The organism is Enterococcus sp. DIV0086 (assembly GCF_050498705.1).
Classification (GTDB): Bacteria; Bacillota; Bacilli; order Lactobacillales; family Enterococcaceae; genus Enterococcus; species Enterococcus faecalis.
In genome coordinates, this window is sequence record NZ_JBNIDN010000001.1 from 1,212,693 (window position 1) to 1,228,611 (window position 15,919).

Here is a 15,919-nt window from a genome sequence, read left to right on the forward strand (position 1 = left end):
GTCTCTCCTTACTGTTCTTCATTCACTGTTTTTGGATGAAAATAATGTTTGCGACAAACAGGATAGTAGGCTTCATTCCCACCAATTTGGACTTGATCCCCTTCATAAACGGGTTTGCCATCAATATAGTGCAAGTTCATAGTTGCTTTTTTATGACAGAACCAGCAAATCGTTTTTAATTCTTCTAATTTGTCTGCATATAAAAGTAAATACTTTGAGCCTTCAAATAATTCATTTCTAAAATCATTCTTTAGCCCAAATGCCATTACTGGAATATCTAATTCGTCAACAATTCGTGCAAATTCAATGACATGATGCTTGTTTAAAAATTGACATTCATCGACTAATACGCAAAAAGGTTTGTAAGACAAATCATTAATCAAGTCAAAAACATTGGTTTCTTCAAAAATTGGAATAGCATCTCTGCGTAATCCGATGCGACTGGATACTTTCCCGACACCATCACGTGTATCTAGTCCACTGGTCATCAAAACAACTGGTTTGTCTTGTTCTTCGTAATTGTGTGCTACTTTTAAGATTTCAATGGTTTTACCACTATTCATTGCGCCATACTTGAAAAATAATTGAGCCATGTTCACTACACCTTTCCGTTAGTTCCTTACGTATTTTACTATATTTTCAGCAAAAAAGCAGTATTTTTAGCTAAAATGGTCGTGCATTTTTCTGAAAAAAACAGAATCTACGCCAAAGTCATTTTAGCAGGGCTATTTATACTCCAACTAATGATCCTGCTAGTATGCAATAAAAAAGCCCGAAATTGTAGTTATTTGACTACAATTTCAGACTTTTTAAACTAGTTATTTTTGAGCAGAGGCAAATTCTGCTGATTGCGTACCTGCTTGACGACCATAAATGATAATATCGGCGATGGCATTGCCTCCGATACGGTTTTGACCATGTAAGCCACCTGTTAATTCACCAGCAGCATATAGACCTTTAATTGGTGTGCCATCTTCACGTAAAACTTCTGTTTTCGTGTTGATTTTCACGCCACCCATTGTGTGGTGAATCCCTGGTGCAATTTTAATTGCGTAGTAAGGCGCTGTGCTTAGGTCAGCTTCCATGCCAGTTGTCCGGCCAAATTGTTTGTCATCTTTGGCATTAACATCTTGGTTCCAAGTATCAATCGTTGCTTTCAATGTATCGGCAGGCATGCCAATTTTTTCAGCTAATTCTTCAATCGTTTCACCTTTTTCCACGAAACCTTTTTGATCATAGAAATCAATGGCTTTTGCACGGTCGCGAACGCCTTGGTCAAAGACTAAATAAGCTGATTTTTCTGGTAAGGCATTGATTGCTGCAGAAACTTTGTCGCGTGTATCTAACTCATTAACAAAACGTTCTCCTTTTTGAGAAGCCAAGATTGCGCCTTCTCCACGAACTGCTTCACCAATTAAGAAAGCATCGCTTTGTTGAACAGTTGGGTGAATTTGAATTTCTTTCATATCCACTAACGCACCGCCAACTTTTTGAATCATTTGGATACCGTCACCTGTTGTGCCTTCTTGGTTCGTTGTAACATAGTTTTTCAATTCTGGTTTGTATTGTGTAATTAATTTTTCGTTGGCACCGAAACCACCTGTTGTGACAACGACTGCTTTTGCTTTAACTGTTTTTTCTTTATCATCTTTCATTTTCACTTTTACGCCATCAATTTGACCGTTTTCTTCAACTAAGTCTGTCACGTCAGCATCAACAAACAATGGAATTTTTTCTTCGCGAACGTTACGTACTAAACCGTCAACTAGATAGCCCCCAATTGCTGATCCGTCAGCAGGACGGTGTGTGCGTTTTTCGCTCATTCCACCTGTAATCGTTAAATTGCTCAATGTAATTCCTTTTGTATCTAACCAATCAATTGCTTCAGCTGAATGATCAACAAAATAACGTAGTAATTCTTGATCGTTGGTTCCTTTACCGCCTTTTAGTGTTTCTTCAAAGAATTTATCGTTGCTATCTTTAATGCCTTCTTTTTCTTGGAATTTTGTTTGTGAAGCATTCATTCCTGAAGACGATTTAATTGTATTCCCACCTGCAACAGGCATTTTTTCTAAAATAACTGGATTCATGCCAGCTTCTTTGGCTTGTAATGCAGCGGTCATCCCCGCACCACCTGAACCAACAATAACAACATCATAACTGTCTTTTAGTTCACTTGGATCTGTATAACCATTAGCAGAGGCACCAGATGTTGCTTCTGTTTTTTCAGAAGACGCTTTTGTTTTACCAGCGGCTTTTTCTTGATCGCTTGTACAACCTGTTGCTGCACCTAATAATAACCCTAGGGAAAGAACTCCCATTAACACTTTTTTCATTGTTTTCCCACCTTATAAACTATTGATTTCTACCAACACAATTTCTTATTTTTCATTTGAATAAAAATAACAGTTTGTTACATAAAGTGAACACATTCACATATCAACCGAAATAAAAAAGCTACCACTACTTTTTAAAGTTGTATCGTTAGACAAACTGACCAATTAGCAATAAGTTGTTTGGGGAACAACCTATTTTTCTATTCTTTCATAAAATATCATGTTCTCGCTTGTTTGTGGATGTTTTCCAATTATTTCTAACGAATTTCTAATTTTTATTTGTCATTTCAAGGATTTTCTGGCAGAATTATTCGTTTGAGGCGAAAAGTTTTGGTATACTTAGTTTAATTAGAATTGGGAGGTTATCTAGTGAACCATACACGTTTGCTGTGGCTGGCACAGCGAAAAAGCGATCGATTTATTCGCAAAAATTTTTCATCTATTCAAATCATCGTCGCTTATTACATATTAATGACGGTTATTTCTTATTTATTGTTTTGCCTCCCTATTTTCAGAGAACCTGACTCGCATGTTCCTTTTATTGATTTATTTTTCTTAGCAATCAGTACAGTCAGTGTTACTGGACTCACCACAGTCGATATTAATTCGGTTTTTAATGATCGTGGGATCGTCTTATTGGAGGTTCTTTTCCAAGTTGGTGGCTTAGGGATTATGATGATTTCAACGGTCTTTTTTATTTTATCAAAACGGCGAATCACATTAAAGCAACGTCAGTTAATTATGACTGACATGAATCAGCCGCGACTGAGCGGAATTGTTCGACTGATCCGCACCACTTTTTTGATTTTAATTTGGTTCCAAGTAATCTTCGGCTCGCTCTTTTCGCTTTATTTTTATATAAGTGGTTATTATACAAACTGGCGAGATGCGATATTTTATGGATTTTATCAAGCTATTTCTGCAGTGACTAATTCAGGCTTTGATATTTCAGGTGATTCAATTATTCCTTTTGCTCATGATTATCTCTTTTTACTGGCAATTATGTTCTTAATTTTTATCGGCGGAATTGGATTTCCCGTTTTACTAGAAATTCATGAGTGGTTACATTTTAAGAAAAAGAACTTTCGTAAGAAGAAACGAGGCTTGCCTTTCCGCTTCTCATTGTTTAGTAAAATTGCTTTGCTAGCGTTTATTGTTCTGTTTATTGGTGGGACTATTCTGATTTACTTATTAGAAAAAGATCACCTATTTTTGACAATGAATGAAAGTGGCCGTTGGGTAAGTTCGATGTTTTATTCGATGACTACACGAAACGCTGGCCTCCAAATTAATGATTTAGGGGACTTCCAAATTACAACGTTGATTATTTTTTCTGTGTTAATGTTTATTGGTTGTAGTCCTAGCTCTGTTGGTGGTGGTGTTCGAACAACGACTGTTGCGATTATTGGCTTGTATTTGTTAGCCTTTTTAAAAAGTGAAGATGATATTAGCGTCTTTAGCCGTAAAATAGATGACGATGATGTCAAAAAATCGATTGTCGTCTTCATGTTATCTTTGATTATGTGCTTTTTCGCTGTCGTCTTTTTGTCAGCCACTGAAAATCTGCCCTTGATTTCAATCATTGTGGAAGTCGCTTCTGCCTTTGGGACAACCGGTCTTTCTTTAGGCATTACAGACGATTTAACAACAGTAGGTAAATTAATGATTGCCTTATTAATGTTTATTGGACGTATTGGTATGCTTTATACCTTAATGATTTTTGTACCAAAAGAAACACGTGACTTAGGCTACGAATACCCTTCAGAAAAAATTATTATTGGATAAAAAAACAAAGCCTCTCAAGTAAGAGGCTTTGTTTTTTTATTTTTTCATGTGTGTGACTAGTTTGTTATAACTTTCAGAGCGTTCAATTGCATCTTCTTTAGTTTTATCAAGTAAATGTTCGACTACTTCTTGATTCTGTTTAATTGTATGCAACGCAGAGTAACGTGTTTGTTTTTCAAGGAAATCACGCATTTTGTCAAAATCTGTTTTCTTGTAGTCAATGACCATCGGATCTTTGCCTTTCTTAACTAACTCTGGATTATAGCGATAAAGTGGCCAATAGCCAGATTCAACGGCTTCTTTGGCTTGATCTAACGTCCGAACCATTCCGCCTTTGACCCCGTGATTAATACATGGGGTATAACCGATGATAATTGATGGGCCTGGGTACCGCTCCGCTTCGTCAATTGCTTTAATCGTTTGCATTGAGTTTGCGCCTAAAGCCACTTGTGCAACATAGACATTCCCATAAGTGATTGCCATCATCCCTAAATCTTTTTTAGAGGTATGTTTCCCACCCGCTGAGAATTTGGCAATGGCTGAAGCTGGTGTAGCTTTAGATGTTTGTCCGCCTGTATTGGCATACACTTCGTTATCCATAACAAAAATATTAACATCTTCCCCACTGGCAAGAACATGATCAATGCCGCTAAACCCGATATCATAGGCCCAACCATCGCCGCCGACAATCCATTGACTCGTTTTCACTAGTAAATCTTTTTGTTCGTAAATTTTTGTTAAAAGTGGATCTTCATCGGCTTCTTCACTTAATGCCGCCGCTAGTTTGGTTGCTCGCTGTTGTGTTCCTTCCCCTTCAGCCATGTGTTCCAACCAATCATTTAACAAGGCTTGAAGTGAATCTGATCCGACATTTTTAGCAAGACTTTCTTCAACCAGACTAGCTAAATGTTGACGTTTCGTTCGATTGGCAATATACATACCATAACCATATTCCGCATTATCTTCAAACAGCGAATTACTCCAAGCTGGTCCTTGGCCACATTCGTTCGTTGTATAAGGCGTCACCGGTGACGAACCACCCCAAATTGATGAACAGCCTGTTGCGTTAGCAATCATCATTCGATCACCAAATAATTGCGTCAACAACTTAATATAAGGTGTTTCGCCACAGCCTTCACAAGCACCTGAAAATTCCATCAATGGCTGGTTAAATTGGGAACCTTTAACAGAAAGTTTTTTGACTGGGTTGGCTTTTTGTTTAAGAGTCATCGCAAAGGCCCAATTCATCGCTTGCTCTTTCTGAGTTTCATAAGGTTTCATTAAAATCGCCTTGTCTTTCACGGGACATGCCTGAACACAAAGACCACAACCTGTACAGTCTTCTAAAGAAACTTGGATACGATACATCAACCCATCTGTGCCACGCATTTCGCGCATGGCAAAACCTGCAGGTGCTTCTTTCAGTTCTTCTTCATCCGCTAAAAACGGTCGAATAGCCGCATGTGGACAAACAAAGGCACATTCATTACACATCGTACACTTATCCATTTGCCACTCAGGCACTTCTAACGCAATGCCACGTTTTTCATAAGCCGCAGTGCCCATAGGAATGGCACCGCCCTTCATTCCGTTTTCAATCAAATCTGAAACGGTCAGCTGATCCCCTTTTTGACGATTGATTGGTTCTAAAATATTTGTCACAAAAGCTGGAGCTTCCGACTCTTGATTTTCTGGTTCTAAAACAATGGTGGCCCAATCTTCTGGAACTACGATTTCTTGCAGCGATTCAAAGGTAGCATCAATCGCTTGGTAATTTTTTTCAACAATTTCCATTGATTTTTTTCCATAAGTCTTTTTCACTTCTTCTTTAAGTAACGGTAAATATTGCTCTTTCGTTAAAATATCTGTTACTTCAAAAAAGGCAGTAGACATCACTGTATTGATCCGACGGCCTAAGCCTACTTTGCGAGCTAACTCAACCGCATTGATAATATAAAATTTGATTTGGTGCTCCCCAATATATTTTTTTAACTTAGCCGGTAATAAACGATGAACCTTTTCTTGATCCCAAATAGTATTCAGTAAAAACGTTCCGCCATCTTTTAAACCTTTTAACAGGTCGTATTTATGCAAATAGGAAGCATTATGACAAGCGATGAAATCTGCTTGTTCAATTAAATACGTGGAAGTAATTGGCTCTTTACCAAAACGCAGATGCGAAACGGTTAAACCGCCTGATTTTTTAGAATCATAACTAAAGTAAGCTTGTGCATAAAGGTCGGTATGATCTCCGATAATTTTAATCGCTTGCTTGTTTGCTCCCACAGTTCCGTCAGAACCAAAGCCCCAAAATTTTGCTTGGAAGGTAGTATCTGGCGTTAAATCTAAAGTAGGTTCTTCTGGCAATGATTGATAGGTTACATCATCAACGATCCCTACCGTAAAGCGTTGTTTTAATTCTTTAAATGGCAATAACAAATGGTCATAGATCGCTTTAATTTGATTAGGCGCTACGTCTTTAGAACCTAACCCATAACGTCCACCAATCACAATTGGACGATTTTCATGTTGATAGAGAGCGCTTTGAACATCTAGCAATAACGGTTCCCCTTCGGCTCCTGATTCTTTTGTTCGATCTAAAACCGCAACCTTTTCTACTGTAGCTGGTAATTTTTCAAGAAGGTTTTCGGTAGGAAATGGACGATATAAATGAATATTGATAAAACCAACTTTGCGTCCTTGTTGATTGAGATAGTCGACTGTTTGTTTGATTACTGGCGAAGCCGACCCCATTGAAATAATGACTTCTGTTGCATCTTCAACCCCGTAATAATCGGTTAAATCATACGTTGTTCCACGAAGATTGTTAATTTTTTTCATGTATTTTTGAACAATTTTTGGCATTTCTTCGTAATTTTTATTGACTGTTTCTCTTTGTTGAAAATGAATGTCAGGATTTTGAGCGGTCCCTGAAACAGTGGGATGATTAGGATTCATGCCTCCCATTCTAAAACGAGTTACAGCTTCCTGATTCACCATTTCTTTCAGGTCATCATAATCAATCACTTCGATTTTTTGTAGTTCATGGCTCGTTCTAAAACCATCAAAAAAGTTTACAAAAGGTAAACTACCTTCTAAGCTAGCTAAATGAGCAACTGCCGACAAATCCATCACTTCTTGAACACTCGATTCTGCTAACATACAAAAACCTGTTTGGCGGGTAGCCATCACATCGCCATGATCACCAAAAATACTCAACGCACTTGTCGTTACTGCCCGAGCCGCCACGTGGAACACAGAAGGCAGCAATTCTCCTGCGATTTTATACATATTGGGAATCATCAACAGTAAACCTTGTGAAGCAGTATAAGTAGTGGTTAACGCACCTGTTTTTAACGAACCATGAACTACTCCCGCTGCCCCAGCTTCTGATTGCATTTCAATAACTTGAACTTTTTGACCATAAATATTTTTTAAACCACTTTCCGCCCATTCATCTACCAACTCAGCCATTGTTGAACTTGGTGTGATAGGATAAATAGCGGCAACTTCTGTAAACGCATATGAAATATAAGCCGCTGCGGTGTTTCCATCCATTGTTTTTTTCATTTTTTCACCTTTTATCTTTCCTAAACATTGCTTGTGACTGTTGTTTTTTGTGTTTTGACATACTGATCAATTGCATTAGCTGCGGTTTTCCCAGCGCCCATCGCTAAAATAACGGTGGCAGCACCTGTGACTATATCGCCCCCAGCAAAAACGCCAGGTATTGAGGTTGCTCCTGTTTTAGGATCAGCCTGAATGTAACCCCATTGGTTTAGTTCTATTTCTGGATATGTTGATAACAAGACTCGATTTGCCCCTTGGCCAATTGCCTCGATTACTGCATCAGCAGGAATGGTAAACGTGCTGTCTGGAACCGGTTCTGGCCGTCGTCTTCCAGACACATCTGGTTCACCTAAAACCATTTTGATACATTCAACACCGGCTAGATTTCCTTGTTGGTCATCTAAATAAGCAATTGGATTCGTTAACCAATAATAGTTAATTCCTTCTTCAAGGGAATGGTGGTATTCTTCAATTCTTGCTGGTAATTCTTCTAACGAACGACGATACACAATGTTCACATTTTCAGCGCCTAATCGTTTGGCTGAACGAGCGGCATCCATTGCAACATTCCCGCCGCCAATCACAACAACATTTTTAGCACGTTTAATCGGTGTATCATATTCTGGAAACTCATAGCTATGCATTAAATTGATTCGTGTTAAAAATTCACTAGAAGAATAAACCCCATTTAAACTAGTTCCTGGGATTCCCATAAAATTTGGTGCCCCTGCACCAACCGATAGATAACAGGCATCAAACTCTGACATTATTTCTTCCATCGTAATCGTTTTACCTACTACCACATTGGTTTCTATTGTTACACCTAAGGCTTCAATACTCGCAATTTCTTGTTTAACAATTTTTTTCGGTAATCGAAATTCAGGTATGCCATAGGTTAATACGCCACCAGCTTCATGAAGCGCTTCAAAAATAATTACTTCGTAGCCGAGCTTTGCCAAATCCCCCGCAACTGTTAACCCAGAAGGACCAGAACCGACCACTGCGATTTTCCCTTTTGTTGGTTCCGCTGTTTTTTTTGGAAACATGTGATTTTCTAATGCCCAATCGGCAACTAAACGTTCTAATTTGCCAATTGCCACTGGTTCAAAGTTTTTGGCTTTCCCTAATTTACAAACTTGTTCACATTGTTTCTCTTGCGGACAAACGCGTCCACAAATAGCAGGTAAATTCGTATATTTACTTAAAATATTGGCTGCTTGTTCCATGTTTCCTTCACGAATAGCTAAAATAAATCCAGGAATATCAATCATCACGGGGCATTTAGCAATACAAGGTGCATTTTTACATTGTAAACAGCGAATCGCTTCTTCTTGCCCTTCTGCTAATGTATAGCCTAAGCAAACCTCTTCAAAATTATTCTTTCTGATAGTAGGTGCTTGTTCCGCAATCGGTGTTTTTATACGACTTTTCCTAGCCATTTTTCTCCACCTGCTCTTTCAAACGATCTGTAAAGCAAACTGCTTCTTCTTCCTGATATTGCTTCATTCGATTAATGAATTCATCCCAATTTACTTCATTGCCTTTAAACTCAGGTCCATCAACACAGGCAAATTTCATGGTGCCATCAACAGTGACCCGACAACCGCCACACATGCCTGTTCCGTCAATCATAATAGGATTCAAGGAAACATAAATTGGTAATTGATGTTTTTCAGCTGTCAAGGTACAAAATTTCATCATGATGCTGGGCCCAATCGCCCAACTGCACGCTACAGATTCACGTGCAATAACTTCTTCCATCGCTTCTGTTACTAAGCCCTTTTTACCTAATGAACCATCATCCGTTGTAATGATTAGCTCATCTGAATAACGACGGCATTCTTCTTGTAACAGAACTAACTCAGCTGTTCGTGCTCCCAAAATCGTAATCACTCGGTTGCCTGCTTCTTTTAAAGCCTTGATAATTGGATAAATAGCCGCGATACCAACCCCGCCACCGACAACCATCACCGTTCCATATTGCTTCACTTCTGTGGGCATACCTAAAGGTCCAGTGACATCTAACAAAGAGTCGGAAGTTTTAAGTTGGGAAAGTGCAGCTGTTGTCTTACCAATTACTTGGAAAATAATTCGAATACTGCCTGCTTGTGGATTTGTCTCCGCAATCGTTAAAGGGATCCGCTCTCCTTTTTCGTCAATTCTTAAAATAACAAACTGTCCAGCCTGGGCATGTGTCGCTATTCTTGGCGCTTCCAGCCAAAAATCAAATGTATTACTAGATAATTGAGTCGATTGAAGAATATTAAACATTGAAATACCTACCTTCATCGTTCCTTTTCATTCTGACTCCTACTTTCTTAAACCCTTAGGCAACGCTATCAGATAAAGTTGTGGCGACACTTTTAACAAATGTTTTTAGCATTTCGATGTCTTCTTCTTCTGCATTGTTTTCAATTTCAACTGTTTCAGCTACTTTTTTAGCACCAGCTTTTTCAAAAGCTCCTACAAAATCATGCGCTGATTTACAGAAAAATTCACCATATTCACGATCACCGGAGCCAACAACACCAAATGGCTTACCTGCTAAATCCTTCTCAGTTAATTCATCAAAGAAATCTTCAAATTCAAAAGGCAGTTCCCCATCACCATAAGTATACGTTGCGATAATACAAGCATCTGCATCATCAAAGAAGTCTACATCAACTTCTGAACATTCTTCACGTTCTACTTCAACTCCAGCTTCTTGAAACTGTTCTTCCAAAATCTCGGAAATTTCTTCTGTGTTTCCAGTCATACTTGCATAAACAATTTTTACTAGTGCCATCTTCATTCATTTCCTTTCTTTTTCCTAAATATTTCAATGCATTCAAATGCAATTGTAACCCCTTACATTAATCCTTAAAAAAATAACTTTTACAAATGATTTTATTCACAAACTAATCTAACTAAGTATGTACTCTTCCCCTTTCGAGATAGAGTATTTTTTACTACGTCTTTACTATACCACATTCCAAACCTTTTTAACAATATTTTTAAGGTAAAAAAAATATTATTTAGGTTCTTTTTTATAAAACGTTTTTCCTTCTTCCAATCATAAAAATTGCTTCTAAAACCGCTCCCCCTAATGCACGAGCTTTGTCGGAGATCGTCAAGCAATCGACTTTCTCAACTGGTCGAGGATCTACATCTGCACACTTCAACCCTTGATAACATGTTACCTTTTCTGAAATCAATCCTCTCAAAGTCCCTGTCAGAGGCGAATAAACTGGAACCTGATCGATAAAAAATAATGCTTCCCCTTTCAACACGAGATCCCCTATGTTTTTAAGGTGGGTAACTTGTCCTGAAGCAGGAGCATGGACAACTCGTTCCGCACTTTTTCCGCCAATTTCACCTGGAATACCTGTATTAGGTAAAGCTGTTCCTTCAAAGTATAAACGTCCCAACCTATGTCCACGCATTGTCTCAATCACAACATCGACATCTTTCGGTGCTGAAAAGCCTGGTCCTAAAGCAATCGTAATCGGTGCCATTCCTCGATGCGTACCTAAATTTTTCTTAGCCAAAATCGCATCGATAACAATCAGTGGTTTCAATTGTTGAATAGCACTTGCTGTTTGATCGACAAAAACAGGCAGCTTATTTTGCTGCCAACATTTCGCGCAATCCTTTAATGAAGTAATTCGAACAGCAACCAAATCTTCCACTCTTTGTTCTTTCTGAAAAATAGCATCACAAACTGAAACAGTCCGCCGAATGGCCAGAGGACATTCTGTTTCTAATACTAGTATTTTAAAGCCAACGTGCCATAATTTTTGGATAACACCTGTCGCTAGATCGCCCCCTCCGCGAACAATCACTAATTTTTCTTGGATGTTTTGACTGATTTCTCCCATAAAATAAGTCCTTTCTCTAATTCCATATTGCAAGCAATAATCTTGTCTAATTTTTCAAAACAGCTTTTGGGTAACTGAAGACAGACATTCATCGCTTGAACGAACTCTCTTCGCGTATGGGTTTGATTTAAACACAAAATTCGTTTGCCTTGGCTCTCTTTAAACAATCCTTTTGGATGAGCAATCAGTTGAGCTAACAATGTTTCTGTGATTGGTTCTTGTAGTTGCGCATCGGTTAATTCCAAAAAAAGCGGCAACCGATGAATGGTCGTTTCATCTATCTTTTGACCAATCACAGAAATCGGAAGCACACCAATTGTGGTGGTTGTTTCTTTTAATATCACGGGTTCATAAGAGGACCAGCCTTTCAAAGGTCGTTGTTTGGACCCATCCGCTTCTAAAAAAACTTTCGTGAAGTGCTGAAACAATGTTTGAAACGAGGTCATTGCAGGCATCGTTAGTTTTGTTTGGTTGTTGATAGCGGTTCCTGCTAAAGTGATTCCGCAGATATTCGGCGTTATTTTTTCAAAATGGTTTGTATAAAAATAATCATACAATTGACGTTGGGGAAACCCAATTTTTGTGGTTGTACTAACCAGAACAGCTTCTTTTCGATATGTTTTTGCTAGCGCCCACATTAAGCTTGTTTTCCCACCACTACCAACAATTGACACAATCTCCTTTCCTTGTAAATCAAAACACTTTTTTAAGGACTCCACAGTTGGTACCTCCTTTCCCCAAGGTCATTTTTCACAGAAAAAATAGAGGCTACGCGTACTTTTGCTTCTTCTAAAAAACATACACTGTGAGTTATTTCCGCTTCATTAATGAGTAAACCGATCCCACAGCCATCCGTCAATGATGGTGGCAAAGTAAAGACGCGAACAGCCACCTTTCTTGCCAACAGTACTTGTTCTGCCAAAACAGCATAATGTGTATTCGGAAAGGTTAGCAAATACTCCATCTTTTCACCTTCTTTTTTTGTTAAAGCGTAATTACTTTAACCGCTTGATTCATTGTTTCAACAATTTCGTACATATTAGTAATAGAGCCGATAGCTAAGGTGTCTGTTAAATGATAAAAATCTAAACAGGCCCCACACGTTTGAATCGTGGTTCCCTTCTCCGCTAATTGTTGCAAATCAGCTAAGGTATTCGCTGCTTGATTCGTTAAAAATGCCCCTCGATTAAAGAATAATAGCTGTGTAGGAACAGTTTCTGCTTCTGATAATGATTGAAGATAACTTTTCATTAATAGTCGTCCTAGCTGCTCGTCTCCAGTACCTAATTGATCGGAGCCAATCGTAATTACTAAATCTGTTGCTGACTGACTTGTTTGTTGCGTCGCTTCTTCAGGTACCGTAATTTTGACAGAGAAAACCGTGGCTTCTATCTGCTTCGCAGTCAAAGTGGCCTGTTTTTTAGTAGCTAATTTTTTTAAATTTTCAATGGCTACTTCGTTATCGACTAATACCTCGATAGTGCCTCCAGCTAAACCTAACTCCGCCAAAGCTTTTTTTGTTTCAATCACAGGTATTGGGCAAGGTTTCCCCAATGCATCTACTAATTTCATATTTGGCCCTTCTCTCTATAAAAGTACTACTGCTTGTTGTTCTTTTGGCAGAACCTCGCCAATAATTTTGGCAACAGGGTCCTCTTTTTGAATAGCTGCTAAACAGGCTGCCGCTTCGTCAGCAGCGACACTAATTAACAGTCCGCCAGAAGTTTGTGGATCAAACAAAAGTTCTTGCATTTCCATAGAAATTTTTGAATAATCGATTGTCGTTCCGATTGTTTGGCGGTTTCTTTGCCCAGCTGCAGTGACTAAACATTCTGCGGCGTAGGCCAACGCTCCTGTAATGGTTGGTAATGCTTCTGTATCAATCAGTAATGTTACCTGATTATCAGCCATTTCTTTTGCATGAATTAATAGACCAAACCCAGTCACGTCAGTACAAGCATGTACTGCGTAGGATCGAGCATTCGCAGCGGCATATTTATTTAAACGTTCCATCGAATCTTGTGCGATTTTTTGTTCCGTCTGCTTCGCCAATTGCCCCCGAACAGCCGCTTGAATAATTCCTACACCTAATGCTTTAGTTAAAATCAAGACATCCCCCACCTGTGGCGTATTATTATGCCACAAATTTTCCGGATGAACTTCTCCGGTTACCGCTAGACCATACTTGGGTTCATGGTCATAAATCGAATGGCCTCCCGCCAGTAAAGCACCCGCTTCCTTTAATTTTAAGCTGCCACCCAAGAGCATTTGTTCCAACCATTCTTTTGACATCTTTTGTGGAAAACAAACAAGATTTAGCGCATAAAGGACTGTTCCGCCCATGGCATAAACATCACTTAAAGCATTAGCGACCGCAATTTTTCCAAATGATAACGGATCATTGACCATTGGTGAAAAAAAATCTACCGTTGAAATCAAAGCTTTTTCAGGCGTTATTTGGTAAACCGCGGCGTCGTCGGCATGTTCAAATCCGACGAGTAGCCGCTCATTTGCCGGTGTTTCGGGTAAGTGTTGCAACAATTGGTTCAGTACACGGGATTCAATTTTTGCCCCGCAACCACCTGATGTACATTGTGATAAAAAATCCATGCTGTCCGCTCCTTCTCACATTAGTAGTTCTTGTAAAGCGTGAATTGTCCAAGTAATTTCTTCAGGCGTTGTCTGCCAACCAAAGCTAAAACGTAAGGTGCCAGTTGCTAAAGTCCCAGCTGTTTCATGGGCTAATGGTGCACAATGCAAACCTGCGCGCGTCATAATGCCATATTGTTCTGCTAGTTGCTGTGCCACCACTGTTTCTTCCTGATTCCACAGTGTGATAGAAACAACAGGGACAGTTTGTGCCACGTCCTTGGTTCCTAAAATTGTGACAGGTAACCCTGATAAACCATTTAAAAAATTCTGCATTAAGGTTCGTTCGTGCTTTTGAATCGCTGCTAAACCAATTTTATTCAACTCTTTAACAGAACTATTTAAGCTTAGAATACCTAAACTGTTTAACGTACCAGCTTCAAATTTATCTGGTAAAAAAGAGGGTTGATCAAAGGAATTAGAATGGCTACCAGTGCCGCCCGTTATCAGTGGCTTAACCGCTTCAGCCCCTCGCTCACTAAAAGCTAACCCACCAATACCTGCTAATCCATATAAGCTTTTATGTCCAGTAAAGGCTAACACATCAATGGCCATCTGGGTCATTTTTATTGGTAAAAATCCCGCCGTTTGAGCCGCATCCAAAATAGTTAGTAATCCTTTCTGTTGAGCCCATTGAAAACATTCTTCAATGGGTAAAATGGTGCCTAAGACATTGGATGCGTGTGTCATCACCAAGGCTTTTGTATTCGTTCGCCAAGCTCGCTGAATATCTTCTACATCTAACAGGCCAGTTTTTTGACAAGCAACATATGTCACTGAAATGCCTCGTTCTTTCTCAAGCAAGTGAAGAGGTCTGGCTACTGCATGATGTTCTAACATAGTCGTAATCACATGGTCGCCAGGTTGTAAAAAACCTGCTAATGCAAGATTTAAGGAAGTTGTTGCGTTATTCGTAAACGTAATCTGAGCCGCACTGGGTGCCTGAAAAAAGTCTGCTAACAATTGACGTGTCTCTAAAAGAGGAAGCCCCTCTCTCAGCAAAGGGGCATTTCTTCCGTAATTCATGAACTGATTTTCTGCTAAATAGGCAGTCAAAGCCTCAATGGTTGCTGGAAATTTTTTATAGGAAGTCGCTGCATAATTTAAATAAACCAAGTCCTTCATACGTTTTTCCTCTCTAACTATTGGTTTCTTGAATTAATTTTCTGTACTCTTCTGGCGTATCGATATCTTTTAAACGGTCAGGAGTCGCTATTCTCAGCATCTGAACTGCTTCTGGAAAGCGTTCATAAATCATGCGTCCGCCTGTTTCACCAGTCAATGTTAATAGTTCTTGTCGAAATTGATTACCGAATAATACTGGACTACTAGGACAACCATCTTTTTGTAATGGCACTACAATTTTATTTCTCTGACATTTATCTAACACAGGTTGTAGCATTTTAGGTGTTAACAATGGTTGATCACTAGGTAAGTATAAATAGCCAGCTCCCCGAGCTTGTTCGGTTCCTAAACGAATACTGCTACTTTGTCCTTCTTGCCATTGATGATTGAGAATCAACTGAATGTTCTTAGGTAAAGGAAACGCTGGCTGATTCTCAGGCGAAACAACTAAAATCCGTTCTAATACGTCTAATTGATTCACTAAGGTTAACGTGTGCTCTAAAAATGTTTTTCCTTGATATTTTAAGAACAATTTATTTTGGCCCATCCGTTGTGAATTGCCCGATGCTAGAATAATGACACTAACGAGTGACATGA

The 15,919-nt window shown here is 39.0% G+C and carries 14 protein-coding genes; 1 reads left to right on the plus strand and 13 read right to left on the minus strand.

The genetic code is table 11. From position 1 onward, the window contains the following. Positions 1-8: 8 nt before the first annotated feature. Together IGI63_RS05865 and IGI63_RS05870 are read right to left on the minus strand one after the other, a co-directional pair. Entirely contained in the window at positions 9-593 is a 585-nt protein-coding gene (locus IGI63_RS05865) for a thymidine kinase (RefSeq protein ID WP_002356618.1), read from the minus strand. Between the two features lie 225 nt (positions 594-818). Further along, on the minus strand, positions 819-2,336 hold the full coding sequence (locus IGI63_RS05870; RefSeq protein WP_002356617.1) for a flavocytochrome c: 1,518 nt from the start codon (positions 2,334-2,336) through the stop codon (positions 819-821). A 369-nt stretch (positions 2,337-2,705) separates the two neighbouring features. On the opposite strand from IGI63_RS05870, the gene IGI63_RS05875 reads away from it, so the two are divergent. Next, positions 2,706-4,121, plus strand: coding sequence for a Ktr system potassium uptake protein D (locus tag IGI63_RS05875; protein WP_002385738.1), 1,416 nt, complete (start codon positions 2,706-2,708; stop codon positions 4,119-4,121). Positions 4,122-4,157: 36 nt separating this feature from the next. On the opposite strand, the gene nifJ is transcribed toward IGI63_RS05875, so the two are convergent. From nifJ to mocA, 11 genes are all read right to left on the minus strand, one after another. Beyond that, positions 4,158-7,691, minus strand: a complete 3,534-nt coding sequence (gene nifJ / locus IGI63_RS05880; RefSeq protein WP_429975510.1) for a pyruvate:ferredoxin (flavodoxin) oxidoreductase — start codon at positions 7,689-7,691, stop codon at positions 4,158-4,160. A gap of 20 nt (positions 7,692-7,711) precedes the next feature. Further along, complete coding sequence (gene gltA / locus IGI63_RS05885) at positions 7,712-9,130, minus strand: NADPH-dependent glutamate synthase (RefSeq protein WP_429975511.1); 1,419 nt, start codon at positions 9,128-9,130, stop codon at positions 7,712-7,714. Further along, a complete protein-coding gene (locus IGI63_RS05890) occupies positions 9,123-9,980 on the minus strand; it encodes a sulfide/dihydroorotate dehydrogenase-like FAD/NAD-binding protein (RefSeq protein ID WP_002370486.1) in 858 nt (285 codons plus the stop codon). The genes gltA and IGI63_RS05890 overlap by 8 nt, the downstream gene beginning before the upstream one ends. A gap of 37 nt (positions 9,981-10,017) precedes the next feature. Then, entirely contained in the window at positions 10,018-10,482 is a 465-nt protein-coding gene (locus tag IGI63_RS05895) for a flavodoxin (RefSeq protein WP_002382673.1), read from the minus strand. Between the two features lie 235 nt (positions 10,483-10,717). Then, positions 10,718-11,548, minus strand: coding sequence for a selenium-dependent molybdenum cofactor biosynthesis protein YqeB (gene yqeB / locus IGI63_RS05900; RefSeq protein ID WP_174114044.1), 831 nt, complete (start codon positions 11,546-11,548; stop codon positions 10,718-10,720). Further along, complete coding sequence (gene yqeC / locus IGI63_RS05905; protein WP_010819565.1) at positions 11,512-12,267, minus strand: selenium cofactor biosynthesis protein YqeC; 756 nt, start codon at positions 12,265-12,267, stop codon at positions 11,512-11,514. The genes yqeB and yqeC overlap by 37 nt, the downstream gene beginning before the upstream one ends. After that, positions 12,255-12,512, minus strand: a complete 258-nt coding sequence (locus tag IGI63_RS05910) for a DUF3343 domain-containing protein (RefSeq protein ID WP_002356603.1) — start codon at positions 12,510-12,512, stop codon at positions 12,255-12,257. The genes yqeC and IGI63_RS05910 overlap by 13 nt, the downstream gene beginning before the upstream one ends. A gap of 20 nt (positions 12,513-12,532) precedes the next feature. Next, positions 12,533-13,120: a sulfurtransferase-like selenium metabolism protein YedF gene (gene yedF / locus IGI63_RS05915; protein WP_016622328.1), complete on the minus strand. Its 588-nt coding sequence runs from the start codon at positions 13,118-13,120 to the stop codon at positions 12,533-12,535. A gap of 15 nt (positions 13,121-13,135) precedes the next feature. Next, on the minus strand, positions 13,136-14,158 hold the full coding sequence (selD, locus tag IGI63_RS05920; protein ID WP_002362241.1) for a selenide, water dikinase SelD: 1,023 nt from the start codon (positions 14,156-14,158) through the stop codon (positions 13,136-13,138). Between the two features lie 15 nt (positions 14,159-14,173). Next, positions 14,174-15,322, minus strand: a complete 1,149-nt coding sequence (sclA, locus tag IGI63_RS05925; RefSeq protein WP_429975512.1) for a selenocysteine lyase SclA — start codon at positions 15,320-15,322, stop codon at positions 14,174-14,176. A gap of 13 nt (positions 15,323-15,335) precedes the next feature. Next, a complete protein-coding gene (gene mocA / locus IGI63_RS05930) occupies positions 15,336-15,917 on the minus strand; it encodes a molybdenum cofactor cytidylyltransferase (RefSeq protein WP_108120076.1) in 582 nt (193 codons plus the stop codon). Between the last annotated feature and the right edge of the window lie 2 nt (positions 15,918-15,919).